Genomic DNA, 23,608 nt, shown 5'->3' on the forward strand with positions numbered 1-23,608 from the left:
GGGACGGCACCCCTACTCCGGGAGGATGAAGCGGTCGAGCAGCGCCTCGAGGCCTGCCGCCAGGCCCCCCGGTCCGCCCCGGTCGGCGAGCGAGGGCGCGATCTGCCGGAGCGTCGGCAACTCCCGCGGCGACAGGTGGTGCAGACCGAGCCGGAAGGCGGGTTCGGATTCGTCCGGGTTGTCGACCATGGGCTGCAGCTCGACGGACACATAACCGAGCAGCCAGGCGGAGTAGGCGCGGAAGACGGCCGCCGTACGGGTCGGGTCGAATCCCGCCGCCCGCAGCAGGGCGAGCACCCGCTCGTACTCCCGCAGCACGGCGCCCGGCCGTCGGGCCAGCGGGACCGCCAGCATGCGCGTGGCGAGCAGGGGAACCGCCTGGGGGTGGGCGAGGCACACCTCGTAGGTCGCCAGTGCGGCCCGGTGCAGTCGGGCACGCCAGTCCGGCTCCTCGGCCGCGGCCTCCGGCACAGCCCCCAGCTTCTCCTCCAACTCGAGGTACAGCGCCTCCACCAGCCCGTCGAGGAGTGCGTCCTTGCCGGCCGCATACCGGTAGAGCGCCATGGCCTCGACGCCGAGTTCGGATCCCAGCCGCCGCATGCTGAGCGCCGACAGGCCCTCCTGGTCGACCAGTTCCAGCGCGGTGGCGAGCACCCGTTCGCGGCTCAGTCGGCCGTAGTGCCCACGGTCGCTGGCGCGGCGCGCCGGCCGTTCCCCCTCGTTCATCGCCTCGTCCTCCACGCCGGGTGACCCTCGCATACGTAGCGAACTCGACCATAAGCCATCGGCTTCGGGTTGATGCGCGAGGCGGACCTGCGGCGGGAGGCGAGAACTGCGCCCCACCTGAACGAAGGGGTCAACAGCTCCTATTCATCCGGCGTTTCCCGGATCACGGCGAGGAGCGCCCGGTCCGTGGGGAGGCCGTCGGCGTCGAAGGCGCGGTGCCGGCCGAGATGTTCGACCCGCCCGCCGCTGCAGTTCTTCCGCAGATACTCCGTGAGCCAGACATCAGGCGTCGGCACCATGCGCGGCAGTCCGAACGATTCGGGCATCTCGTTCTCGCCGCTGTCGAAGAACATCACCTTGCCGGTCCGGGCCCAGAGCCCTCGCAGCAGGTCGGTGGCGGTGTCGAAACCCAGCTCCCGCACCAGGTGATGCCAGAGGGACAGCAGGAGGGTGCAGTCGGTCGCCGGCAGAAGGGCGAGTGTGTCGGGGCGGAACTCGAGGCTCATCACCGCCACGTTGTCCAGCTGGTTCCGTCGCACGGCCGTCGTCGCCGTCCGGACATATTTCGGATCCGACTCCAGGGCGACGGAGGGTATCCCGCGCCGGGCAAGCATGATCGGGAAGTAGCCGACGTTCGCGCCCACGTCCAGCGCGCTCTCGACTCCGAGCCGCTCGACGACCGGTTCCATCGCCGCCCATCGCGACCCGGTACCGACGGATCGTTTGGCCCTGCGCACATGTATGCCCGGGACCGGCTGGTAGATACCGTCGGGCAGCGCGTCGAGTTTGAGGCGGAGCAGATCGATCCCGTCGTCGAGTTTGCGACGAGCGGCGAGCATCAAACGAATCGAGGGGAATCGCTGATGGACACGCACCATGCGCGTGGAGGTCTGAGTTCCGGCCAACTGGTCCACGGATACCTCTATCGACTGGCGATATTCGAGCACTCGCATTGCCGCATCGAATCAATAATACCTTTTACCCCGGTGTTCCACAATTTGGCCCCGCAGAGTCGGACGGTCCCCGAACGTCCCCGGGATGCGGCCTGGTCAGCGGCAGAGCACGCTTGATGGGTGAAGGTTCAGAACGCCTGCCGTTCGCGACGCGTGAGGAACCGGCGCCATGCGCTTTCCGGGCTCCCGAGCCTCGTCTAGCCGGGATTTTCTCGACGTGACGACTCCGGCGCGCCGGGATAATTGGCAGCGCTTGGCCGACCATAGCGACAAAGCACTGATCACCCGGACCCCGGGCCGACTGGACTGCATTTGCGCGACGGATTCCTATGACGACGCCAGCCGCTTTTACGAATTCGGAAATTCCGGCGGGATCGTCCCGACACGCGATTCGAGGGAAGCCGGGCCGGATCCTCGTGGACGGCGCGTACGTGCTGCGGGCCGGGCGCTTCGGCGGTGGGAACGGCTCGGCGCTCACGGCTACCCGTCGTTCGGCTGTCGCAGGGAAGTGCTTCCCCTGACAGCGGGCGATCAGCCGCTGCGGAGTGCGGTGAAGCGACTCATCGGTTTCGAGGACGAGTGACACCCGGTCCCACCGAGATGCCCGGCCCGGACGCCCCGCCTAGCATCGATGGTGGGCACGTGGGTCCTCGGTCCGCGAGCGTCGTCCTCGCGGGGCCCTTGCGCCGGGCGGGAGAGGCCCGTGAACGCACCTGCTGAGCTCCTGATCGGCACTCCGGCCGGGCTCGCGCACATCACCACACCGGCTCCACGTGCCGTCTGGTGGGAGCTGGCGGGCAAGGACCCGGACACCAACCCCAGTCAGACCCCGCTCTGGCTGGACTGCCTGTGCGCCACAGGGCCGTACCGGGACGCGAGCCGCCTCTACGAGTTCGAGCGAGGCCGTAGGCTCGTACTCCCCCTGGTCGCCAGAAGGCACCGCCCGCGGATCCTGGGCACGGAGGAGTCCTGGCCCGCCCAATGGGGCATAGGAGGGCCGGTGTGCCCGGAAAGCGTGAGTCCGGCGGAGGCACGCGCGGTGTTCGCCGACCTCGCGCGGCTGCGCGCGCTCCGGGTCGGCGTGCGGCTGCGGCCGGCGGACCAGGCCGTATGGGCGAGCGCCGCGACCGGCTTCGGCCTCGATCCCCACATGACGCAGATGGTGAACCTCGACGGCGGCTTCGGCACCGTCTGGGAGCAGCGCTTCGGACGTCGTATGCGACGGGAGATCCGCCGGGCCGAGCGCTCGGAGGTCGACGTCGAGGTGGATCGTGGCGGCCGGCTCGTTCCCGCCTTCTACCACCTGTACCGGAAGTCGATCGTGCGCTGGGCCGAACAGCAGCACGAGCCCCTGGCGTTGGCCCGCTGGCGCAGAACGCGGGAGTTCCCCCTGAGCCGGCTGGAAGAGGTGGCTGCCCGGCTCGGCGACAGGTGCGCGATCTGGATGGCCTGGCGCGGCGGTGAGCCCGCCGGGGCGTCCATCGTCCTGCGCCACGGCGGTCACGCCAAGATGTGGCGCAGCGCCATGGACCGGGAACTGGCTCATCCGGTGCGCGCCGTCCCCCTGCTCTACCGGCTGGCGATCGAGGACGCGTGCGAGGCGGGCTGCCGGACGTTCGACATGGGAGAGTCCGTCCCGGGGTCCTCCCTCGCCGAGTTCAAGGCGGGGTTCGGAGCGGAGAGCTTCCCCTCCCCGCGCCTCCTCCGGGAACGGCTTCCCGTCTCGGCGGCCGATCGCCGGCTGCGCACGGCCGTCAAACGCCTGATCCGCTTTCAGGACCCCTGAGGTCTCCTCCCCGTGGTCACCCCACGTCGACGGGTTCCACGTCGTCGCTGTGGTGGAGGGGTTTCAGGCCGTACGCGTCCAGCATCATGCGCAGCAGTCCGAACTGATTGTTCGGCTGGGCATGGTCGCCCGGCCGGACATGCTCACCCACCAGGACGGTGGGGACATGGTTGGGTCCCTTCGCATCGTCCTCGTCCCAGGTGACGACCAGCAGGCTGTTGTGGGTCATCGCCCAGTCCGCGTAGCCGCCGAGATTGTTCCGAAGCCAGGTGTCCGCCCGCCGCACACCGCCGTCGTGCATGTCGTGTTCGAGGTCGGGGACGACGAACGAGACCGTCGGCAGATCCGCGAAGTCGCGAGGGAAGTCGGTCCACGGGCGGTTGACGGACGCGGGAAGGTTGGTGAAGTTCACCCACGGGTTGTGCCGGCGCACGTAGGCGCCGGCGGCGCAGCCGGTGAACCCGACGCGCGGCATGCTCTGCGCGTAGCCCACGAAGGTCAGGCCGGACTGGAGGAGTTGAGTGCCGAGATTCCGCGACGTGAGCCTGTGCGGGCAGGAGTCGTCGTCGACCCTCAGGAAGGAGCCCGCGAAGAGCGCCAGGTAATTGGGCTGACTGGGGTGGGTGAGGGCGTAGAACTCGGTGAGCGAGGCGCCCTGCCGGGCCAGTTGGTTGAGGTACGGGGCCTCCGCGCTTCCGATGACGGCGTCGTACGACTGGTCCTCCTCGATCACCACGACGATGTGGTCCGGCCGGGGAAGCCCGGTTCGAGCCGGTGAATCGTCACAGCCCGCTGTCGTCAGGAGCGTCGCCATCACGGCCGCCCACGCGAGGAGCCGTCTCGCCGGACGGCGTCCCGGCCCCAGTCGTACGCCTCTCACTTGTGGTTTCTCCGCTCTCTGTCCGGGGACCGTTTCGACGCGCGCCGCGCGTGACCGCCGTGAACTGCCACTTGCAGCAATCGGAATTACCGTCACAATCGGTATTGATACCTCTTTCTGGTCGACATCCAGCGCTGATGTGGACCGACCAGCGGGAGTCGACGGCCGTGTCGCCCATGGCCGCCGTGCCGGGGCGGGGGACCGACAGGCCGGATCCGGAAGGTGCCACATGCGTCGAGTCAACGCCCCTGCCGGCCGCGGCGGGAGGACGGCCGGCCCCTTCGAGCAGTCGGCGTTCCGCGTCTTGAGAGCCGTCGTGGGAACACGGGTTCCCCGGGAGACCTCTTCATGGGCAAGCTCCAGACGCTGACAGGCGGGCGCGTGGCGTCCTTCACCAACGCCGTGGCCCGGCGGCCCGGTGCCGCCGCCGGGGAGCGGCGCCCCTCCGACCGGACCACCGCGCTCCAGTGGGCGACACGCCTGATCCTTCCCTCGGCCCTCGCCCTCTGGCTGCTGTCCCTGCGCCACGTGGATCTCGCCGGAATGCGCGACTACGGTCTGCTGCAGGTGCTGCCGGTGCTCTTCTGGGTCGCCGTCGGCCTGCTCACCCTCGGCTTCTGCCTGGCACTGACCGGCCGGCGAACCGGCGGTGGATGGTTCGCGGGATACGTCCTGGGTCTGATCGCGGTCATCCACGCGACCCCCACACTGCTCTACCCGACACTGCGCTACAGCTGGGCGTGGAAACACGTGGCGGTCGTCGACGCGGTGATCCGCCACCACGGCGAGGTACCCAACGCGGACAAGCTCGCCATCTACAACCAGTGGCCCGGATTCTTCGACCTCAACGCGTTCTTCCTGCAGGCCACCGGTCTGCATTCGGCGCTGGGCTACGCGACGTGGACCCCGCCCGTGTTCAACGCCGTGCTGCTCGCTCCTCTGCTGCTGTTCTTCCGGACGGTGACGCGTGACCGCCGGCTGATCTGGGGGGCGGCATGGGTCTACTACTCGTGCTCCTGGGTGGGGCAGGACTACTTCGCCCCCCAGGCCTTCGCGTTCCTGCTCTTCGTGACGATGATCGCCCTGGTCATGGGGCAGTTGCCCACCTCGACGCTGTACCGGACGGGCGACACACGCGCCGGCCGATGGCCCGTCGGCCGCTTCGTGGCGGTCATGGTGATCGCGGCCGTCATCATCTCCTCGCACCCTCTGACACCGTTCATGCTGGTCAGCGCACTGGTGGCGCTGTCGCTCCCGCGGCGCAACCGGCGGGTCGTCCTGCCCGTCCTGGCCGGCACGGTGGTACTGGCCGTGCTCTGGGACGCCACCGTCGCCCGCCCCTACCTCTCGGAAAACCTGAGCGACTTCCTGAACTCCCTGCTGAAACCCGACACCAACGTCGTCTCCGGGCTGGCCGCCCTCGGCGCCGCGGCCCCGGGTCAGATCGTGGTGTCCTGGGTCGACCGGGGCCTGTCCGCCGCGGTCTTCGTTCTGGCGGCCGTCGCCTTCGTGGCCCACCGCTGGGTCCGCCGCACCGGCCTGCCGCTGCTCGTCGTGGCTCCGCTGCCGCTGCTGGCGGCGAACGCCTACGGCGGAGAGATGATCTTTCGCGCCTATCTGTTCGCCCTGCCCGCGGCCTCGCTCCTGATCGCCGTCCTCCTTCTCGAGCGGAGCAGACGTCCGCGCGTTCAGATGCTGGCCGCCTTTCCGCTGATGCTCGCCCTGCTCGGGGGACTCATGTTCGGCTACTACGGCAAGGAGTCGGCGAACTACTTCACGAAGGACGAGGTGGCGGCCGGCCGCTTCGTCGCGGCCACCGCTCCTCCCGGGTCCACCGTCGTCTCCCTGACGTCGGCCGTGCCCGGCCTGTACCTGCGGTACGACGAGAACCCCCAGGTGCAGTTGGACGCGCAGGACATCGACGACCGGCGGCGCCTGGTGAACGATCCGGTGAAGGGCCTGGAGGGATTCATCCAGCGGGCCAGCCCGCAGCAGCCCGCCTACATCATCCTGAGCCGGGCTCAGGCCGCCGACCTCTACCAGAGGGGGATCCTGCCCGGCGGTACCGTGCAGCGCCTGGACTCGGCCCTGTCGAAGACCCCGAGTTACATCCCCGTCTACCGGAGCAAGGACGCGGTGGTCTACCGGTATCAGGGCGCGAGGAACCGAGCCGGGCCGTGACCTCCCTGCGCTGGGGACTCGCGCTGTCCGGCTGGGTGGCCCTGGCCGTGGTCACCTTCCTGCCGGACGCCCTGGTCCTGCGTGCCACGGTGACAACGGCGTTCCTGCTCGTCTGTCCCGGCCTGGCGGCCTCGCGGTGGGCCCGGCCGGGCGTCCGGCGTCTCACGGACCGCACCGCGGTTCTGGAGACGGGCGTCCTGGCCCTGGTGCTCAGCCTGTCGATGGCGGTGCTCGTCGTGGAGCCCCTGTTCCTCGGTGGCGCGTTCACCGTCACCCGGGCGCTGCTCGCACTCGCCGCCGTCACCTCCGTCCTGGCCCTGCCGCCCCGGCCCGGCGGAGCCCGGCGCCAGACGCCGCGGAGCGCCCCGGACCCGGGCCCGCCGACGACCGACAGCGGCCGATCCGGGCCGCCGACCTCCGAGTGAGAAGCCGCGGCGGCCTCGCCGAGGTGCCGCTGACGTCCAGGTGAGGGCTTCGCGGCGGTCCCACCCGCCCGGAACACCCTCTCCGCCGCGGCCTGCCCGGCCGGGGCTGATCCGAGTCGCCCGGAGAACTCCACCGCTCGCTTGACGTCGCTCACAAATCGGGTAAAGGTGTAGATATACGTCGTAAACATATGCCGTATGGGCGCACTCGGAGATGCATGATCATGTACAACGACACGATCACCGGTAACGAGCGTGAAGCCGGGGCACAGGCCACCGTCAGCCTGGTCGTCCCCGCCCTCAACGAGGCGCGCAACATCGCATGGGTCTTCGAACAGATCCCGGCGTGTGTGGACGAGGTCATCCTCGTCGACGGCAACTCCACCGACGCCACCGTCCCGATGGCACAGCACTGCCTGCCGACCGTCCGCAACGTGCGGCAGAACGGCCCCGGCAAGGGAAACGCGCTGCGTACCGGCTTCCTCGAGGCCAAGGGGGACTACGTGGTCATGATGGACGCCGACGGCAGCATGTCACCGGCGGAGATCCCCCACTTCGTGCACTTCCTCGACCACGGCTACGACTTCGTCAAGGGCTCGAGGTTCGTCGCCGGCGGTGGTTCGCTCGACATCACCCCCATCCGCAAGATGGGCAACCGTGTGCTCCTGCTCGCCGCCAACCGGCTGTACGACGCCTGCCTGACCGATCTGTGCTACGGCTACTGCGCCTTCCGGCGCAGCTTCCTCGACCAGCTGGACCTGCACGCCGCCGGCTTCGAGATCGAGGCAGAGATGATCGTGCACGCGCTGCGCTCCGGTCTGCGCATCGCCGAGGTCCCCAGCCTGGAACTGCCCCGGCGCAGCGGCTGCTCGAACCTCCACGCCATATCCGACGGGCGCCGGGTGCTGCGCACCCTGTTCTCGGAACGGCCGGGCGCCCGGTCCCCCGCCGCGCGACCCACGCGACCCGCGCGGAGCACATCGTGAGTTCCGCCCCGGTCCGCTCCCCCCTCGTCCGGCCCCCGATGCCGGTGGTCGACATCGACCTGGCCCGTCCGGCCGAGTTCCGGCTGCCCGGTGACCGGGGACCCGCCCGACCACGAGGACAGGCCCGGGCGCTCGTACGCCTGCACGGCCGTCCCCTGGGCATGGTCAGCGCCGCGGACGCCTCGGGACCCGAGGGCCTGTGGCAGGCGCTGGCCGACACCGCTCACCTGGAACTTGCCGGGCAGCTCGCCCTGCACCGTGCCATGGACCGGACCGGACCCTCGGACGGTGGCGTCCGGCGCCACACAGTCCGGCAGGCACCCGTCATCAGCGTGATCGTGGCCACGCGTGACCGTCCGGAGAAGCTGCGGCACTGCCTGCACTCGCTGCTGCGCTCGGCCTATCCCGAGTTCGAGATCATCGTGGTCGACAACGCCCCCGCGGACGACACGGCCGAAATCCTGGTCCGCTCGGAGTTCACCGGACGGGTCCACTACGTCCGCGAACCCGTCGCCGGGCTGGCCCGCGCCCACAACCTCGGGCTCGGCCGGGCGCGCGGATCGCTCGTCGCCTTCACCGACGACGACACGCTCGTCGACCCCGGATGGCTTTCGGCGGTGGCCGAGACGTTCGCACACGACACACGGATCGGCTGTGTCACCGGGCTGATCGTGCCCGCCGAACTGGAGACCCAGGCCCAGACCGCCCTCGAACATCAGGGCGGATTCGCGAAAGGGTACGCGCCGCGCACCTGGTCCCTGTTCGATCCGCCGGCGGACCCACTGTTCCCGTTCACCGCCGGGCGCTTCGGCTCGGGCGCCAACATGGCGTTCCGTACCACCGCGCTCCGCGCCCTGGGCGGCTTCGACACGGCGACCGGTGCCGGGACCCCCGGCCGGGGCGGTGACGACCTGCTCGCCTTCTTCGAGATCCTGACGGCCGGTCACACACTCGCCTACCAGCCGAACGCCATCGTCTGGCACTGTCATCACCGCACGATGGACGCCGTGGCCGCACAGGCCTTCGGCTACGGCGCCGGCCTCGGCGCCTATCTCACCGGCGCGCTGCTGAGCGACCCGCGCCGGCTGCCCGCCCTGCTACGACGGCTGCCCCGCGGCATCCGCTACGCCATGACCCGATCACGCGACCGCGGCGCCGATCCCGAGGCCGACTGGTCCCGGCACCTGGCGCTTCTCGAAATGCGGGGGATGGTCTACGGCCCCTGCGGCTATCTCCGCGGACGCCTCACCGGCGCCGGCCCCGGAACCTGATGACGAGGTGAGCAGCTTGTACACCCGTCGGGTGACCGAATCGGCAGCAGGAGGCGCCGACATGCGACGACGGCCCCTGGGCATGCTGCGCGCCGGTGTCGCCGCCGCGCTCCCGGGTGAGCCCGTCCTCCGCACGGGACACGTCCTCGCGGTCAGCTCCCTCGTCAACGCGGGCCTCGGCTTCTTCTTCTGGACCTTCGCGACGCACTGGTACGACGAGCGGACCGTGGGCCTGAGCTACTCGGCGCTCTCCGCGTCCCTCCTCCTCACGGGCATCGGGCAGCTCAACCTGAACGACTTCCTCGTGCGGTTCGTGCCGACCGCCGGCCGCCGCACCCGCCGTCTGGTCCTCACCTGCTACGCGGCGAGCACGTCCTTCAGCGTGGTGGTGGCCGTGGTGTTCCTCGCGCTGGTGCCGGTGGTCGAACCGGGGCTCGGCTTCCTGCTGACACCGGTCACCGCGACCTGCTTCGTGGTGGCGACCGCCGGCTACGCCGTCTTCGTCCTGCAGGACGGCGCGCTCACCGCGGTCCGCATGCCGGGCTGGGTCGTGGGCGAGAACCTGATCTTCGCCGTCGCGAAGATGCTGCTGCTCGCTCTGGGCGCCGCTCTGGGCTTCTTCTCCGGGATACTGCTGTCGTGGGCGGGAGCTCTCGTGGTCTCGCTGGTCGTGGCCAACTACATCCTGATGAGCCGAGGCATCCCCCGGCACGAGCGGGCGACGACGACCGCGCCGCCGCCGCCCCGCATGTTCGGGTACGCCGCGGCCGACTGGGCCGGCTCCCTGTTCCGGACCGCCGGCTACACCCTGGTCCCGCTGATCGTGCTGAACACCTGCGGTGCCGAGCAGAGCGCCTACTACTCGGTCGCCTGGGGCGTCGCGTACGTGCCCTACCTGATCGCCCGCAACATGGGAACGTCACTGCTCGCGGAGTCCGTGCGCGGGCCCGGACGACTCGTTGAGCATTCCCTGCGCGTCCTGCGTCACTCGGGTCTGCTGCTGGCCGGCGTCACGGTCGTCCTGGTCGCCGCGGCCCCGCAGATCCTGTCGATCTTCGGTGCCTCGTACGCCGCCGAAGGAACCACGCTGCTGCGGCTGCTGGCCCTGTCCGCGCTGCCGAACCTGCTGCTGAGCGTGGCCATCGACGTGGCCCGCGCGCGGCGGCGTCTGCGCTGGGCGGTGTGGCTGCAGGTGGCGATGTGCGTCCTGGTGCTCGGGCTCACCCGTCTGCTGCTGCCGGAGTTCGGCGTCGTGGGCGCGGGCCTCGCCTGGCTCGTCGCGCAATGCCTGATCGCCACGTTCCTGCTCGTGTCCTGGTCCCGCTGGCTCGTCCCCGTCGCTGAAGGGTCATCATGAACAGCGCACTCTCCGCCGAACGCACCGTCCCCACCCTGTCGGTCGTCATCTGCGCCTACACCCTCGACCGCTGGGAGGATCTGCGGGCCGCGATCGGGTCGGTGCTGGTCCAGGACCCGCCCGCAGACGAGGTCGTGCTGGTGGTCGACCACAACCAGGCCCTCCTGGAGCGCGCCGAACGCGAACTGTCCGGCGTCCATGTCGTGCCCAACCAGCGGCGCCGCGGTCTGTCGGGGGGCCGCAACACCGGAGTGTCGGTGTCGCGGACCGACGTGGTCGCCTTCCTCGACGACGACGCCACCGCGGAACCGGGATGGACGGGCCGTCTGCTGGCGCCCTACGGCGACCCCCGCGTGGTGGGCGTCGGCGGGTTCGTCCGGCCGTGGTGGGCGACGGCGCGCCCCGTGTGGTTCCCCCCTGAATTCGACTGGGTGGTGGGCTGCTCCTACCGGGGACAGCCCCGGCAGGCCGCCCGCGTCCGCAACTTCATCGGCGCCAACATGTCCTTCCGCAGAAGCGAACTGCTCGCCGTCGGCGGCTTTCTCGACGCCCTCGGACGCGTGGGCAGCCGTCCGGCGGCGAGCTGCGACGAGACGGACCTGTGCCTGCGGCTCGCCGCCCGCGACCCGGAGGCCGTCCTGCTGTACGAGCCGGCCGCCGAGATACGGCACCGGGTCCCCGAGTCCCGTACCAGCTGGTCCTACTTCCGCAACCGCTGCTACATCGAAGGACTGTCCAAGGCGCTGGTGGCACAGCGCTGCGGCCGCGGGCCGGCCCTGGCCAACGAGCGCGTGTACGTGCGGTCGACCATCTCGCGGGCCCTCGCCCGCAACGTGACCCGGATCCGGCGACCCGGCTCGCTGCGCACGATCGGGGCGCTGTCCGGGGGTGTGTGCGCGACCGTCGCCGGTTACCTCGTCGGATCGATCCGGCCGTTGGGCTCCCCGGCCCTCTCCCGGCGTCGCCGCGGAGTGGCGACGCCGACGACGACAGCCCCGTCATGAGCGTCGTACCCGTCTTCCTGTATCACTCGGTGTCGGACGACTCACCGCCGTGGCTGGCCCCGTTCACGGTGAGTCCACGCACGTTCGCGGAGCACCTGGACATGATCGCCGACAGCGGACTGCGTGTCGTCCCGTTGCGGCAACTGGTCGCCGCCCTGCTCGGCGGTCCTGCGGTGCCACCTCGGTCCGCGGTGCTGACCTTCGACGACGGATACGCGGACTTCGCCTCCACGGTGGCTCCGCTGCTCGCCGCACGGGGACTTCCCTCGACCCTGTACGTGACCACGGGCGCCCTGGGCGCCGCCGGCCGGCCGTCGGACGGCGGGCCGTTCCCGTCCGTGGCGACGCTCGACTGGACCCAGGTCAGGGAGCTGGACGCGGCCGGGGTCGAGATCGGCGGACACTCCGTGACGCATCCGCAACTGGACACGTTGCCCCGGACATCGGTGCGGGAGGAGGTGACCGGGTGCAAGCGGCGGATCGAGGACACGCTCGGGCACCGTGTCGACGCCTTCGCCTACCCGCACGGCTATTCCAGCCGCGCCGTTCGCGCGCTGGTGCGGGAGGCCGGCTGGACCTCGGCCGCCGCCATCCGCGCGGACTCGGCCTTCAGTTCGGAAGGGGACGATCCGCTGCGGTTCGCCCGGCTCATGGTCCGGGCCGACACCGGCCGCAGCCGCTTCGCACTCTGGACCGGCGGCGAGGGGGCACCCGTGGCACCGTTCGCCGAGGGACTGCGGACCAGGGGCTGGCGTGCCTACCGCCGGGCGAGAGCCATGACGGGGCTGCCCTACCGGGCGATACCCGCCTGACCCGGCGGGAGGCCAAAGACCCCGAACGCGCCGACCGCTGACGGACCGTCAACGCTGCCAGACCCGGACCCAGTCCACGAGCATGCGCGCCGAGTCGGTGCCCGGCGGCGGGGTGTAGGGGAGGCCGACGGCCAGGTTCAGAATGACTTCCATGGGCACGTGGGGAATGCGCTCGGGGGCGGTCACCCGGAACCGTTCGACCCCGTCGACGTACCAGACGAGTCTGTCCTTCTCCCAGAGCAGCCCGAAGAGGTGGTAGCCGTCGGGGAAACCGGACGCGGTGAAGGTCCCCCGTTCCTTCCTCTCGGCGCCCTCGGCGTTCCTCCAGTGCACGAACATCGACAGCCTGCGCGTGGTGCCGAGGAACTCCATGATGTCGACCTCGGGCGGGGTGTAGCGGTTCGCGGGCATCATCCAGAACTCCGGTGCCATCCCGCCCTGTTCCGGGATACGGACCGCCGCCTCGAAGTAGCCGTAGGTGAAGGTCTTCCGGGGCTGGGCGTACCAGTCGTCCCGGCCGGTGGAAATCATGCCGGACACCCAGGGGTAGACCTTTCCGTCGCTGCCGCGGACGGCCCGGCGCTGGGCGGTGAGGGTCAGTTTCCCTCCGCTCACGGTGGCCTGACCGGGCTGGTACCACTCCAGTTCGTTGTTGGTGCTGATGGTGCAGCCGCGCTCGTTCCAGTCGTAGCACGTGGTCCAGCGGCCCTTGTCGAGACGCGATCCGTCGAAGTCGTCGCGGAAGACCAGTCGCCAGTCTCCGGGCACCACGGGCCGGGGGACCGCCGTTCCGGGCGGGGAACCGCAGGCACCGCACGCCACCAGCAACAGCATGAGCACACCGAGCACCGCGCCCCGTGATGTCATGGACGGGCACGGGTCCCGGCCGCGACCGAGCCGGCCAGCCGGCGCGCGGCGAATCCGGTGCCGGCGACGAACCGCAGCACGGGTCCGAAGGTGGGAGCGGCGGCCAGTCCGGTGAAGAACAGCCCGGGCACGGAGGACTCGAACCCGGACGACAGCCGGGGTGCGCCGTGGAACGTCTCGACCTCGCGGCGGAGTTCGGGTGCCAGCAGCCCGAGCCGGTCGACGTCCACCCGGTACCCCGTGGCCAGCAGCAGATGGTCGGCCCGCAAGGTCTCCGTACGTCCGCCGGTGTCCAGGACCCCGACCTCAAGACGCACCCCGCCGTCCTCGGCCCGCGCGGAGCGGACCGTGCGGCCGCACAGCACCGGGATCCGGTCGTCGACGCGGTCTTTCAGCCACCAGCCGCCGGACGGACCGAGCACGTCGTGCAGCAGCCGCAGCCGCAGCCCTTGCGGCAGAAGGCGAATCGCGCGGCCGCCGTGGCTGCACGCCAGCAGCGACCAGCCCGGTCCGAGCGGGGAACCCGGCTTGAGGATCCGTACCGGACGCGGCCGGTCGCAGGGACGGTCGGTGTCGGGCGGGCCGCCGAAGGCGACGGACGCCGCGCGGGCGATCACCGTGGGAAAGGCCCCGGCCTCGTGCAGCAGCGCGGCGCTCTCCAGGGCCGACTGCCCGGCGCCGAGGACAGCGATCCGCTGTCCCGAGAACCGGCCCGGATCACGGTGCCGGCTGGTGTGGGAGACCAGCTCTGCCGGGAGGAGCCCGGCCAGTTCCGCGGGCTCGTGGGCGAACGGGACCAGCCCGGTGGCCATCACCACGTTCTCGGCGAGGAACTCTTCCCCGGAGTCCAGGGTGACGCCGAACAGCCCGTCGACAGGCACGACGGCACGGACCCTGCGGCGCTCCAGTTCCGGCACACGGCGCTCCTGGAACCACCGCCCGTAGGCGATCATCTCCTCGACGGGGATGGGGTACCGGTCGCCGACGGGGCCGCGTCCCCGCGCGGTGCGGAAATCCTCCAGACGGTATCCGGACTCCGGCGCGGAGAGGGAGGAAGCGGCGGGGACGGACTTCAGGAACATGCCTTCGGGCATGTTGGCGTGCCAGCACTCCATGGGTTCACCGAACACCCGCCGCGGTGTCCCCGCCGCGCTCAGCCAGGCGGCCGTGGCGAGCCCGTAGGGGCCCGCCCCGATGACGACCGTGGGCAGCCGCTGCGGCGCGTCATGGATGCCCCTGCGCGCGGCCGCTCTGTGCCGGGCGCCGAACCGGGTGTTCATGGGCATGGTCGCTCCCTCTTGTCTCGGGCGGCGCCGCGGCCGTCACGGCCGCGTACCGGCCCAACGCGCGCATTCGTCGAGCACGGGCGCGACCGTGTGGGTGAGCCACCCGTAGCTGTGGCCGAACCTCGGAGACTTGCAGACGTTGTTCACCACGTGCCACAGCCAGCTCAGCAGGGGAATCGCCACCGGATCGGCGACACCGTCGTCCGGGTCCAGCCCGGCCAGCGCGAGCAGGGCTCGGTCGGCGTCCGGTATCCGGCCGGCGCGCAGCGTCTCGGCGACCAGGACACCCAGCGGGCGGCCGGTGAGGGTGCTGCGCAGGGCCAGGACGAAGGAGTAGGCGTCGATCTCGCACGGCCCGTCGGCACGGCCGCTGCTCCAGTCGAAGACACCGGTCACCTGGAGGGGGACGCGGCCGAGCAGCACGTTGCCGGGGTGATAATCGCCGTGGGTCCAGCCCTCCGTCAGCACGGCACCGGTCAGGGCCGCGTCCAGCCGGTGGCGCAGGGCCTCGAATTCGGCCGCTCGCCGGCCGGACCGGTAACGGGGCATTCCTGCGGACAGAGCCGTCAGCTGCGCTGCGCACCAGTCGGAGGCCCGGTCGGCCGCCTTGCGGGGACGCCCGGTGGCGGACCGTACGCCCGCCAACAGCTGCATGGCGGGCGCCATGGCGGCGTACGGGTCCCCGGAGGCGTCCAGGATCAGCCGCTCCGCCGGGACGCCCGGGAGCGCGGTCTGGGCAAAGGTCCCCCCGGGCCCGGGCGAGCCGACGACCTGAGGCAGGAGAGCGCGCCATGGGGCGAGCCGGCCGTCGGCGGCGAGCTCCCGCAGGACCTCCCACTCCCGCGCCGTGACGGCGGCGGCGGCCTCGTCCCTGGGGTGTTTGATCACCAGGCGCTCCGCGCCGTGCCGCAGCTCGAACACCAGCAGGCCCGCCTTGGGGAGCGAGGGGCGCCGGACCACGGTGATGTCCCTCGGACCGGCGCCTCGTACGAGCCAGTGAGCCCGGAGGCGGTCGTCGAGACCGGCCAGAGCGCGCGGGAAGTAGAGGGGCAGCAAACCGGAGAGCGAGGACATCTTGGCGGGTGTCTTCATACCAGACCTTGCCGGGCTGTCAGCGGCACGACCCCTGCTTGTCGGGGATACTGAATGCGGGCGATTCACCACTGTCGAGTGGATCTGCGAGCTTCGTCCATGTTAGTTCCTTTCAGGAGAAGCGTCCCGGAGTGGTGCGGGTGGTTGTCTTGCTGGACACCGAGGTACCCGTGCTCCTCGCCAGAATCGGCAACTATCCGTTGCACCACGGCAGTCTGGGCGTGGTGCGCACGGTCGGACGGCTGGGCGTCCCGGTCCACGCCGTTGTCGAGGACCGCTTCACCCCGGTCGCCCTCTCGCGCCATCTGACGAGCAGATTCGTGTGGCCGACGACCGGTTGCGAGGAACCGGAGCAACTCGCGGACGGCCTGCTGTCCATGGGCCGGGCGATCGGCGCCCGGTGCGTGGCGGTGCCGACCGACGACGAGGCGGCGATCCTGCTCGCGGAGTACGCGCACCGGCTGAAGGAGTGTTTCCTGATCCCGCCCGTGCCGGCCCACCTGCCGCGCCTGCTGGCCTGCAAGGCGAGCCTGCACCGGATCTGCGCCGAGGCAGGTGTGCCCTCACCGTCGTCAAGGGCACCGGAGAGCCGCGACGAACTGGTCGACGCGGGCCGCGAGCTCGGCTATCCGCTCGTGCTCAAGAACCTGGCGCCGTTCAGCAGACTCCGCACCCCTGCCGTCAGCGGCACCACCACCGTCGTGCCCACCGAACGGGCGCTGCTCGACCGCTTCCCGACGGGCCGGCCACCGCCCGTCCTCGTGCAGGAGTACATCCCCAGACAGCAGGCGGAGGACTGGATCACCCACATGTACTGCGGTGCGGGCGGTGTTCCGCGCGCTCTGTTCACCGGCTTGAAGCTGCGCTCCTGGCCTCCGTACGCGGGGATGACCGCCCGGGCGGTGGGACTGCGCAACTCCGAACTGGCCCGCCTGGCGGAGCGGCTGTGCCGCCGTACCGGTTACAGCGGGCTGGCGGATCTCGACTGGCGTTACGACCGCCGGGACGGACAGTACAAACTCGTCGACTTCAACCCGCGCGTCGGCGCCCAGTTCCGCCTCTTCGAGAACGTCCACGGAGTCGATGTGGTCCGCGCCATGCATCTCGACCTGACCGGCCGGGCCGTGCCGGACGGCGCCCAGGCCGAGGGGCGGGTCTTCGTCGCCGGCCAGCTGGACTTCGCGTCGGCGGTGGCGTGGCTGCGCCATGAGCGCCGGCTGCCGTCCGATCTGCTGCACGTGCGGCCCACCGAGCGGGCCTGGCTCTCCTGGGACGATCCCCTGCCGGCCGCGGCCGAGGCGCTCCGGTTCGCGGGGCTGGTGACCTGGCGCCTGCTGCGGCCGGAGCGCTCCGGCCCTGCCGCGTGCCGCTGACCGGAGATCTCACCGGCACCCCGTCGGCGCCATGGCCGACCGGGGCGTTTCCGTCCGCGACCGGCCGGGCCGTGCGGCCGCCGGGTTCATGGATCCGTCCTCGGCCCGCGTTGACCTCAGCCCGTCCTGGGGCGACCATGTACGTATACGTCGTAAATATACGGACTGGCGGTCCACGGCTCGGCCGAGCGGAAGGACGAATCTCATGCGTGTGGCGGTGTCCGGTGGCAGCGGCTTTCTGGGGTCCCATCTGTGCGAGGAACTGCTCCGCAGGGGTGACACCGTCTACTGCCTGGACAACTTCTCCTCGGGCCGAAAGGCCAACATCGCCCGCCTGCTGGATCGGCCGGGCTTCCACTGCGTGCCGTGCGACGTCACGGAGCGGTTCCGCTTCGCCGGGACCGTCGACGCCGTCGCACACCTCGCGTCTCCCGCCTCCCCGGCCGACTACCACCGCCATCCGCTCGAGACGCTGGCGGTCGGCAGCCGGGGGACGGAGAACATGCTGCGGCTGGCCGAGAACCAGGAAGCGCGCTTCGTCCTGGCGTCCACCAGCGAGGTCTACGGGGATCCGGCGGTGCATCCGCAGGACGAGGACTACTGGGGACACGTCAATCCCATCGGCCCCCGCAGCGTCTACGACGAGGCCAAGCGCTTCGCGGAGGCCCTCTCCATGGCGTACCGGCGCAGCCACGGGGTCGGCGTGGGGATCGTCCGGATCTTCAATACGTACGGCCCTCACATGCGCCCGTACGACGGCCGCGTGATCTCCAGCTTCATCCGGCAGGCACTCGACGAGGAGCCTTTGACGATCTTCGGCGACGGCTCCCAGACGCGGAGTTTCTGCTATGTCGACGACCTGGTCCGCGGCCTGGTGGCCATGCTCGACTCCGCCGAGCCGGGACCGATCAATCTCGGCAATCCGGAGGAGCACACAGTGCGGGAACTGGCGGAACTCGTGACGGGTATCACCGGCTCCAGCGGCGAGCTGCACCACCTTCCGCTGCCTGTCGACGACCCGGTCCGCCGCCGCCCTGTCATCACCAGGGCCCGCGAGGCACTCGGCTGGCAGCCGCGGGTGCCTCTGGAAGACGGGCTTCGGCACACCGTCGACTGGTTCGTGGCGGAGTCGCGGGCCTGCGCGCGACCGCCGGAGCGGGCCGTCGCCGTGGGGCCGTCATGACGTAGGACGGCGCGCCTCGAATGCCGCGCCGTCACAGGGGAGTCGGCTGCCCGGGGGCCGACAGCCCGAAGGGCGCCGGCCGCATGATGCGGCCGGCGCCCTGGCACGTCGGTGGGGTCAGTGCTGCCAGACCCTCACGTAGTCGACCATCATGTCCGCGGGAACCAGGTTGGTTCCGCTGTGACTGGGGTTGATGCCGTTGTTGAGGATCAGATACATCGGGGCCGAGGTGATCCCGGAGGTGATCTGACCGACCTGCTTGCCGTCGTAGTAGTACGTGACGGAACCCTGCTTCCATTCGGCGCCGAACGTGTGCCAGCCGCCGGAGTAGGTACCGGAGGCGCAGCCTCCCGGACCGCCCGCCGTGGAATGGAAGTGATAGCAGGCGGAGCCGCCCAGGCCTTCGAGGACGTCCAGTTCGCCGTCGGTCGGCCAGTTCTGCCCGTCCAGCCAGAAGGAGGGCCAGTTGGCCATCTGCGTCCCGGACGAGGGTGTGTGGATACGGGCCTCGAAAGCGCCGTAAGTGAACTGGGCCTTTCCGTTGCTCGTCACCAGGCCGGAAACGTTGGGATACGTCTTGCCGTCGACGGTGGTCGGCTGCTGGATGAGCTTGAGGTGGAGCGATCCGTCGCCGACCGTGACCTGCGACGGTGAATAGGCGGACCCCTCGGCGGAGTTCACCGGCTTGGTGACACACCCGGAGCAACCGAACCAGTTCGAGTTCCACTTGGAACCGTCGAGGCTGGTGCCGTTGAATTCGTCGCTGAACGCCTGGTGCCAGGTGCCGGGGATACCGACAGGCGCGGTGGGGGTCGTGGACGGCGCGGAGGACGTCGGCGTCGAAGTCGGCGTCGGCGCCGAAGCCGAAGTCGACGGTGGCGTTGCCGTCGGCGTGGGGGACGCGGGCGGTGTGGCCGTGCCCGCGGGAGTCGAGGCTGTCGGTGTCGCGGTGGGCGTCGGTGTCGCCGTCGGCGTCGCGGTGGGCGTCGGCGTCGCGGTGGCACCGGTACCGGATCCGGTGGTGAGGGATTTCACCGGAGAGAGGCTGTGCCAGCGGTCGTGGAACTTGTATGCCACGAAATACGTATAGGTGCCGGCCGGGAATGCGCGGGCGCCCGAGGTGTATGAGGTGGACTGGGTTCCCAGCGTGGTCGCGACGGCTCCGGGGAAGTCGTAGTTGCCACCGTCGGCGGATCGCACGGCGACAGTCAGCGCCTGCAGTTTGATCGTTTTGGCGCTGTGGACGGTAGCAGTGGCTTTGGACTGTCCGTTCGGGGCCGCCGACACGGACAGGGAATCGACCACGACGCCGGGAGTGGCGGCTTCCGCCTGATCGGTTTGCGTAAGGACGCCTCCGGCGAGCGCGGCGGTGGTGACCGCCAGCACACCCAATTTTGTTCGCATGGCGCGAGGACGACGGTGTTTCCGATTATCAGTTGTGCAATTCATTGGCATGTACGCGTGACCTTTCGCCCCCATGCGACAGCTGGACCATTCGTAGAACACGTGAACAATGGCGGACCGAACGGTCATGGACTCTGCGCGAGGCAAACTCGATCCGCAAGTGCCCTGCCGACGTCGAAGCGCGCGCATATCCCCTGGAAATTCTTGTCCCGCAACCGAGTTGGCCACGTCGGGCCGGACCCAGTGACATCCGACACGCATGGGAACAATTCGGTCATATGCATGAAATCGCACGTTACTGGTGGGATCTGACGCCCAGTGAGCGCCTTCCGGAGTCACCATCCCAGGGCGAGGGCGGCCTCGGCGTGTGACGCGCACCCCTCGCGGGACGCCGGAAACACCTGAGCCGTCCCTCGGACGTGCCGCCATCTCCCTTCACCCGCAAGGAAGTTGGCGGCTCGGACCAAGTCGCGACATACCCACGGGGCACCTCGGCCCCTCCGTTACGTCCGGAGTATTGACGCCCGATGAAACAACTCAATAGTTTCAGTATCATCGACTCACCCTGGGGGCACTCGCTACGTCGCCCCGACCCGCACGTCGGCAGTCCGCAGATCAGACCGCTCACGCCGCGATTCCGGCAGGAGGGATCCCCCATGGGCCGCTACAGCCGGCTACGCCGCATACGGCAGATGGATCCGCAGCAGGACTTCGAGCAGATCTACCGGTGGGTCATCCACTACGAGTTCCCCCGCGACTATCTCCACGGGACATCGATCGCGTTCCTGCGCGACTACGGCATCCCGCGCATCTCACAGCTCCTGGACCGGACCCAGGAATTCGAACGCGCCGGTCAGAAGCGGTACGACGACACGGTCCTGATCACGTACGAGATGGTCCGCGAGGGGATGGACTCCGAGCACGGCCGGGCGGCCGCCCGCCATCTGAACCGCATACACGGCCGCTACCGGATCGCCGACGAGGACTTCCTGTACGTCCTGGCCACCACCGTGGTGGGGCCCAAGCGATGGATCGACCGGTTCGGCTGGCGGCGCCTGTCCGAGCAGGAGACCGAGAGTCTGGCGCTGGTGGGCCGGCGGATGGGCGAGATGATGGGCATCTCCGGCGTGCCCGACACCTACGCCGCGTTCGAGCGACTCCACGACGACTACGAGCGGGAGATGTTCGCCTACGACCCCGCCAACCGCAGGGTCGCCGCCGCCACCCTGCGGATCATGGCCTCGTGGTACCCGGCACCGGCACGGCGCCTGGCGTCCCGGGTCGCCCTCGCCGTCCTCGACGAACCGCTGCTCAAGGCACTCGGCTTCCCCCGGGAGCCGCGCCTGATGCGGGCCGCCGTCCACCGCGCGTTCCGTATCCGGGCCGTGCTGATCAGGCTGCTGCCCGGGCGTCCGGAGCGGTTCCCGCGCAAGCCCAAGGCGCGCACCTACCCCTTCGGCTGGACCCTGGACGACCTGGGTCCGCACTGGGCGCACTCCCGTCCGCCGGCCCCGCTCCCGGACGAGGCGCCGCCCGGACAGGCCTCCGCTCCGGCGCAGTCGTCCGCTCCCCCCGCTCCCCGTCAGGAGACCCGATGACCGACACCACTCCGGCCGCCGCACCACGCGCCGCGACCTTCACCACGCACTCCCCCGCGACCGGTGAACCGATCGCCTCGCACCCGGTGAACGGGCCGGAGGAGGTCTCCCGCGCCGTGGCACGGGCCCGGAGCGCCCAGGCCGCCTGGGCGGCGCTGCCCGGGTCCCGGCGCCGTGACCACCTGCTGCGCTGGAAGAAGGCGCTCGCCTCCGACCTGGACGCCGTGGCCCGCGTCATCGCCGAGGAGACCGGCAAGCCGGCCGGCGACGCCGCGCTGGAGGTCGTCCTCACGCTGGAGCACCTGGGCTGGGCCGCCCGCAACGCCGATCGCGTGCTGCGCCGGCGGAAGGTCGGCACCGGGCTGTTCGCCGTCCACCAGCGGGCCTCGCTGGTGCACCGGCCGCTGGGCGTGGTCGGTGTGATCGGCCCCTGGAACTACCCCCTGTACACCCCGATGGGTTCCATCGGTTACGCCCTGGCCGCGGGGAACGCCGTGGTCTTCAAGCCGTCCGAGCTGACCCCCGGCACCGGCGTCCTGCTGGCAGAGCTCTTCGACTCCGCCGTGCCCGGGCATGCGGGGCTGCTCACCACGGTCACCGGCGCGGCCTCCACCGGGGACGCCCTGGCCCGGTCCGGGGTCGACAAGCTGGCGTTCACCGGATCACCGGGGACGGCCCGCAAGGTGATGGCGGTGTGCGCCGAGACGCTGACACCGTTCCTCGCCGAGTGCGGCGGGAAGGACGCGGTGATCGTCACCGCGGACGCGGACCTGGAAGCGGCCGCCGACGCGATCGTGTGGGGAGCGCTGAGCAACGCGGGACAGACCTGCGCGGGGGTGGAGCGCGTCTACGCGGTGCGTGAGATCCACGGGGCGCTGTGCGAGCGGGTGGTCGAGCGGGCCAGGGCACTGCGCCCGGGTGCCGAGGCGGACGCCCCCTACGGCCCGATGACCCTGCCGGGCCAGGTTTCGGTCGTCGAGCGCCATGTGACCGACGCGGTCTCGGCGGGCGCGCGGGCCCTGCTCGGCGGGCCCGAGTCGGTTCGCGCCCCGTATGTCGCGCCGGTCGTGCTGACCGGGGTTCCGGAGGACGCGGCGGCGATGGCGGAGGAGACCTTCGGTCCCGTCGTGTCGATCAACCAGGTGGCCGACGTGGACGAGGCGGTGGAGCGGGCCAACTCCTCGCGCTACGCCCTGGGAGCGGCGGTGTTCTGCCGCAACGGGCGTGCCGGTGCGGCCATCGCGGCGCGGCTGCGCGCGGGGGTGGTGTCCGTGAACTCGGTGCTGGGCTTCGCCGCGGTGCCGGCGCTGCCGTTCGGCGGTTCGCAGGACTCCGGTTTCGGACGGATCCACGGCGAGGAAGGGCTGCGCGCCTTCACCTCCGTGCAGTCGACCACGGTGCAGCGGTTCGCCCCACCGGTCGTGCTGACGTCCTTCACGGTTCCGGCCGCCACGCGGGAGCGCGCGGTGCGGCTGGCCCAGGCACTGCACAAGCGCCGCTGAACGGCCGCTCGCACGCTCCGCCGGACGCCCTACGCGGAAACGCCGGGCGCCGGACGCGGAAACGCCGGACGCCGGAGCATCCGAGCGGCTCGTCCGGCCGGTAAGCCGGTCAGGCCGGGGGCGGTCAGGCGTCCAGCAGCGGGGCCAGATAGCGGCGGGCGAAGGCCCGAGCCTGGTCCTCGTCCTCCATCTCGATACAGCTGGCGGGATTGAGCAGGAAGGACACGGCGACCCGGACCATCAGCTCGGCGACCGGACGCGGGTCGTCCTCGGGACGCCCCTCGACCTGTTGCGCGCGGCGCAGATGGACCGTCAGATACTCGACGGTGGCGGAGAGCGAGGAACTGCCCTGCACCGTCAGATAGGGCAGCACCACCTCGGGTTCGAGGCGCAGCAGGCCGCCGAAGAGCGGATGGGCGCGGGTGTGGCGCAGGGCGACCACGAAGCCCTCGACGACCCGCTCCTTCATGGTCGGCAGCGCCGCCACCGCCGAGTCCAGCCGCTGGAAGAACCGGCTGAGCTCGCGCAGCAGGGTGTCCTCGACCAGCTTGTCCTTGGTCCGGAAGCGCCGGTAGACGGTGACCCGGGAGACGCCGGCCCGCTTGGCCACATCGTCCACGGAGGAGCGGCGCAGCCCCAGGAGGGTGAACTGTTCCAGTGCCGCGTCGAGGATCCGGCGCTCCGTACGGTCCTCCGGCTCCGGCTGGGCGAGGGCCCGGGCGAGCCACGAGTCGTTCGTGTCAGCTCTCATGGTGCTGCACACGATACCGGCAGAGGATTCCCCGAGAGTCTCTGATACGCCCTACATATCTTTGTAACTCACCAGGGACGGGAACGCGGAAGCCGCCCACCCCGAGGCGAGGGTGGGCGGCCGGCCCGGTGTGCGGGAAGCAGTGGGTTGTACGGGGCGGGGGCGCGGAGG

Annotated in this window: 20 protein-coding genes; 12 read left to right on the top strand and 8 right to left on the bottom strand. The window is 70.6% G+C overall.

Annotated elements, in window-relative coordinates:
• Nucleotides 1-12 precede the first annotated feature (12 nt).
• Entirely contained in the window at nt 13-759 is a 747-nt protein-coding gene (locus OG410_RS07205) for a TetR/AcrR family transcriptional regulator (RefSeq protein WP_329298355.1), read from the bottom strand.
• Nucleotides 760-866: 107 nt separating this feature from the next.
• Entirely contained in the window at nt 867-1,565 is a 699-nt protein-coding gene (locus tag OG410_RS07210; protein ID WP_329298356.1) for a hypothetical protein, read from the bottom strand.
• An 817-nt stretch (nt 1,566-2,382) separates the two neighbouring features.
• Between OG410_RS07210 and OG410_RS07215 the strand changes: the two genes are divergently transcribed.
• On the top strand, nt 2,383-3,465 hold the full coding sequence (locus OG410_RS07215; protein ID WP_329298357.1) for a GNAT family N-acetyltransferase: 1,083 nt from the start codon (nt 2,383-2,385) through the stop codon (nt 3,463-3,465).
• A 16-nt stretch (nt 3,466-3,481) separates the two neighbouring features.
• Here OG410_RS07215 and OG410_RS07220 read toward each other — a convergent pair whose 3' ends face one another.
• Nucleotides 3,482-4,201 carry an alkaline phosphatase family protein gene (locus OG410_RS07220; RefSeq protein ID WP_329298358.1) on the bottom strand — a complete coding sequence of 240 codons (720 nt, stop codon included), beginning with the start codon at nt 4,199-4,201 and terminating at the stop codon, nt 3,482-3,484.
• 492 nt (nt 4,202-4,693) lie between these two features.
• Between OG410_RS07220 and OG410_RS07225 the strand changes: the two genes are divergently transcribed.
• The 7 genes from OG410_RS07225 to OG410_RS07255 all read left to right on the top strand — a co-directional run bounded on the left by OG410_RS07225 (nt 4,694) and on the right by OG410_RS07255 (nt 12,381).
• Nucleotides 4,694-6,526 (top strand): glycosyltransferase, encoded by a 1,833-nt coding sequence (locus OG410_RS07225; protein WP_329298359.1) that lies wholly within the window; start codon nt 4,694-4,696, stop codon nt 6,524-6,526.
• Complete coding sequence (locus OG410_RS07230) at nt 6,523-6,951, top strand: hypothetical protein (protein WP_329298360.1); 429 nt, start codon at nt 6,523-6,525, stop codon at nt 6,949-6,951. The genes OG410_RS07225 and OG410_RS07230 overlap by 4 nt, the downstream gene beginning before the upstream one ends.
• A gap of 224 nt (nt 6,952-7,175) precedes the next feature.
• On the top strand, nt 7,176-7,937 hold the full coding sequence (locus OG410_RS07235) for a glycosyltransferase family 2 protein (protein ID WP_329298361.1): 762 nt from the start codon (nt 7,176-7,178) through the stop codon (nt 7,935-7,937).
• On the top strand, nt 7,934-9,208 hold the full coding sequence (locus tag OG410_RS07240; protein ID WP_329298362.1) for a glycosyltransferase: 1,275 nt from the start codon (nt 7,934-7,936) through the stop codon (nt 9,206-9,208). The genes OG410_RS07235 and OG410_RS07240 overlap by 4 nt, the downstream gene beginning before the upstream one ends.
• A 61-nt stretch (nt 9,209-9,269) precedes the next feature.
• On the top strand, nt 9,270-10,565 hold the full coding sequence (locus OG410_RS07245; RefSeq protein ID WP_329298363.1) for a lipopolysaccharide biosynthesis protein: 1,296 nt from the start codon (nt 9,270-9,272) through the stop codon (nt 10,563-10,565).
• Nucleotides 10,562-11,569 (top strand): glycosyltransferase family 2 protein, encoded by a 1,008-nt coding sequence (locus tag OG410_RS07250; RefSeq protein ID WP_329298364.1) that lies wholly within the window; start codon nt 10,562-10,564, stop codon nt 11,567-11,569. The genes OG410_RS07245 and OG410_RS07250 overlap by 4 nt, the downstream gene beginning before the upstream one ends.
• Nucleotides 11,566-12,381 carry a polysaccharide deacetylase family protein gene (locus tag OG410_RS07255; RefSeq protein WP_329298365.1) on the top strand — a complete coding sequence of 272 codons (816 nt, stop codon included), beginning with the start codon at nt 11,566-11,568 and terminating at the stop codon, nt 12,379-12,381. The genes OG410_RS07250 and OG410_RS07255 overlap by 4 nt, the downstream gene beginning before the upstream one ends.
• Nucleotides 12,382-12,429: 48 nt before the next feature.
• Here OG410_RS07255 and OG410_RS07260 read toward each other — a convergent pair whose 3' ends face one another.
• From OG410_RS07260 to OG410_RS07270, 3 genes are read right to left on the bottom strand one after another with little or no spacing between them, the layout of a single operon-like run.
• On the bottom strand, nt 12,430-13,248 hold the full coding sequence (locus OG410_RS07260) for a glycoside hydrolase family 16 protein (protein ID WP_329298366.1): 819 nt from the start codon (nt 13,246-13,248) through the stop codon (nt 12,430-12,432).
• Nucleotides 13,245-14,534 (bottom strand): FAD-dependent oxidoreductase, encoded by a 1,290-nt coding sequence (locus OG410_RS07265; RefSeq protein WP_329298367.1) that lies wholly within the window; start codon nt 14,532-14,534, stop codon nt 13,245-13,247. The genes OG410_RS07260 and OG410_RS07265 overlap by 4 nt, the downstream gene beginning before the upstream one ends.
• A gap of 36 nt (nt 14,535-14,570) precedes the next feature.
• Nucleotides 14,571-15,626 carry a phosphotransferase family protein gene (locus OG410_RS07270; RefSeq protein WP_329298368.1) on the bottom strand — a complete coding sequence of 352 codons (1,056 nt, stop codon included), beginning with the start codon at nt 15,624-15,626 and terminating at the stop codon, nt 14,571-14,573.
• Nucleotides 15,627-15,766: 140 nt separating this feature from the next.
• Between OG410_RS07270 and OG410_RS07275 the strand changes: the two genes are divergently transcribed.
• Both OG410_RS07275 and OG410_RS07280 read left to right on the top strand, forming a co-directional pair.
• Nucleotides 15,767-16,999, top strand: coding sequence for a carboxylate--amine ligase (locus tag OG410_RS07275; RefSeq protein ID WP_329298369.1), 1,233 nt, complete (start codon nt 15,767-15,769; stop codon nt 16,997-16,999).
• 205 nt (nt 17,000-17,204) lie between these two features.
• Nucleotides 17,205-18,182 carry a UDP-glucuronic acid decarboxylase family protein gene (locus OG410_RS07280; protein WP_329298370.1) on the top strand — a complete coding sequence of 326 codons (978 nt, stop codon included), beginning with the start codon at nt 17,205-17,207 and terminating at the stop codon, nt 18,180-18,182.
• A gap of 117 nt (nt 18,183-18,299) precedes the next feature.
• Here OG410_RS07280 and OG410_RS07285 read toward each other — a convergent pair whose 3' ends face one another.
• Entirely contained in the window at nt 18,300-19,586 is a 1,287-nt protein-coding gene (locus OG410_RS07285) for a glycoside hydrolase family 16 protein (protein ID WP_329298371.1), read from the bottom strand.
• Between the two features lie 656 nt (nt 19,587-20,242).
• On the opposite strand from OG410_RS07285, the gene OG410_RS07290 reads away from it, so the two are divergent.
• Nucleotides 20,243-21,184 carry an oxygenase MpaB family protein gene (locus OG410_RS07290; protein WP_329298372.1) on the top strand — a complete coding sequence of 314 codons (942 nt, stop codon included), beginning with the start codon at nt 20,243-20,245 and terminating at the stop codon, nt 21,182-21,184.
• On the top strand, nt 21,181-22,686 hold the full coding sequence (locus OG410_RS07295) for an aldehyde dehydrogenase family protein (RefSeq protein ID WP_329298373.1): 1,506 nt from the start codon (nt 21,181-21,183) through the stop codon (nt 22,684-22,686). The genes OG410_RS07290 and OG410_RS07295 overlap by 4 nt, the downstream gene beginning before the upstream one ends.
• Nucleotides 22,687-22,810: 124 nt before the next feature.
• On the opposite strand, the gene OG410_RS07300 is transcribed toward OG410_RS07295, so the two are convergent.
• The gene (locus OG410_RS07300) at nt 22,811-23,437 is read right to left on the bottom strand and encodes a TetR/AcrR family transcriptional regulator (RefSeq protein ID WP_329298374.1); all 627 of its coding nucleotides are present in this window, start codon (nt 23,435-23,437) and stop codon (nt 22,811-22,813) included.
• Nucleotides 23,438-23,608: the final 171 nt, after the last annotated feature.

Source organism: Streptomyces sp. NBC_00659, from assembly GCF_036226925.1.
Taxonomy (GTDB): Bacteria; Actinomycetota; Actinomycetes; order Streptomycetales; family Streptomycetaceae; genus Streptomyces.

Bases quoted from the DNA above. Each gene is read 5' to 3' on its own strand.
- OG410_RS07205 (WP_329298355.1), bottom strand. From the start codon at position 759: ATGCGAGGGTCACCCGGCGTGGAGGACGAGGCGATGAACGAGGGGGAA.
- OG410_RS07210 (WP_329298356.1), bottom strand. From the start codon at position 1,565: ATGCTCGCCGCTCGTCGCAAACTCGACGACGGGATCGATCTGCTCCGC.
- OG410_RS07225 (WP_329298359.1), top strand. From the start codon at position 4,694: ATGGGCAAGCTCCAGACGCTGACAGGCGGGCGCGTGGCGTCCTTCACC.
- OG410_RS07235 (WP_329298361.1), top strand. From the start codon at position 7,176: ATGTACAACGACACGATCACCGGTAACGAGCGTGAAGCCGGGGCACAG.
- OG410_RS07245 (WP_329298363.1), top strand. From the start codon at position 9,270: ATGCGACGACGGCCCCTGGGCATGCTGCGCGCCGGTGTCGCCGCCGCG.
- OG410_RS07250 (WP_329298364.1), top strand. From the start codon at position 10,562: ATGAACAGCGCACTCTCCGCCGAACGCACCGTCCCCACCCTGTCGGTC.
- OG410_RS07255 (WP_329298365.1), top strand. From the start codon at position 11,566: ATGAGCGTCGTACCCGTCTTCCTGTATCACTCGGTGTCGGACGACTCA.
- OG410_RS07260 (WP_329298366.1), bottom strand. From the start codon at position 13,248: ATGACATCACGGGGCGCGGTGCTCGGTGTGCTCATGCTGTTGCTGGTG.
- OG410_RS07265 (WP_329298367.1), bottom strand. From the start codon at position 14,534: ATGCCCATGAACACCCGGTTCGGCGCCCGGCACAGAGCGGCCGCGCGC.
- OG410_RS07270 (WP_329298368.1), bottom strand. From the start codon at position 15,626: ATGAAGACACCCGCCAAGATGTCCTCGCTCTCCGGTTTGCTGCCCCTC.
- OG410_RS07280 (WP_329298370.1), top strand. From the start codon at position 17,205: ATGCGTGTGGCGGTGTCCGGTGGCAGCGGCTTTCTGGGGTCCCATCTG.
- OG410_RS07285 (WP_329298371.1), bottom strand. From the start codon at position 19,586: ATGCGAACAAAATTGGGTGTGCTGGCGGTCACCACCGCCGCGCTCGCC.
- OG410_RS07290 (WP_329298372.1), top strand. From the start codon at position 20,243: ATGGGCCGCTACAGCCGGCTACGCCGCATACGGCAGATGGATCCGCAG.
- OG410_RS07295 (WP_329298373.1), top strand. From the start codon at position 21,181: ATGACCGACACCACTCCGGCCGCCGCACCACGCGCCGCGACCTTCACC.
- OG410_RS07300 (WP_329298374.1), bottom strand. From the start codon at position 23,437: ATGAGAGCTGACACGAACGACTCGTGGCTCGCCCGGGCCCTCGCCCAG.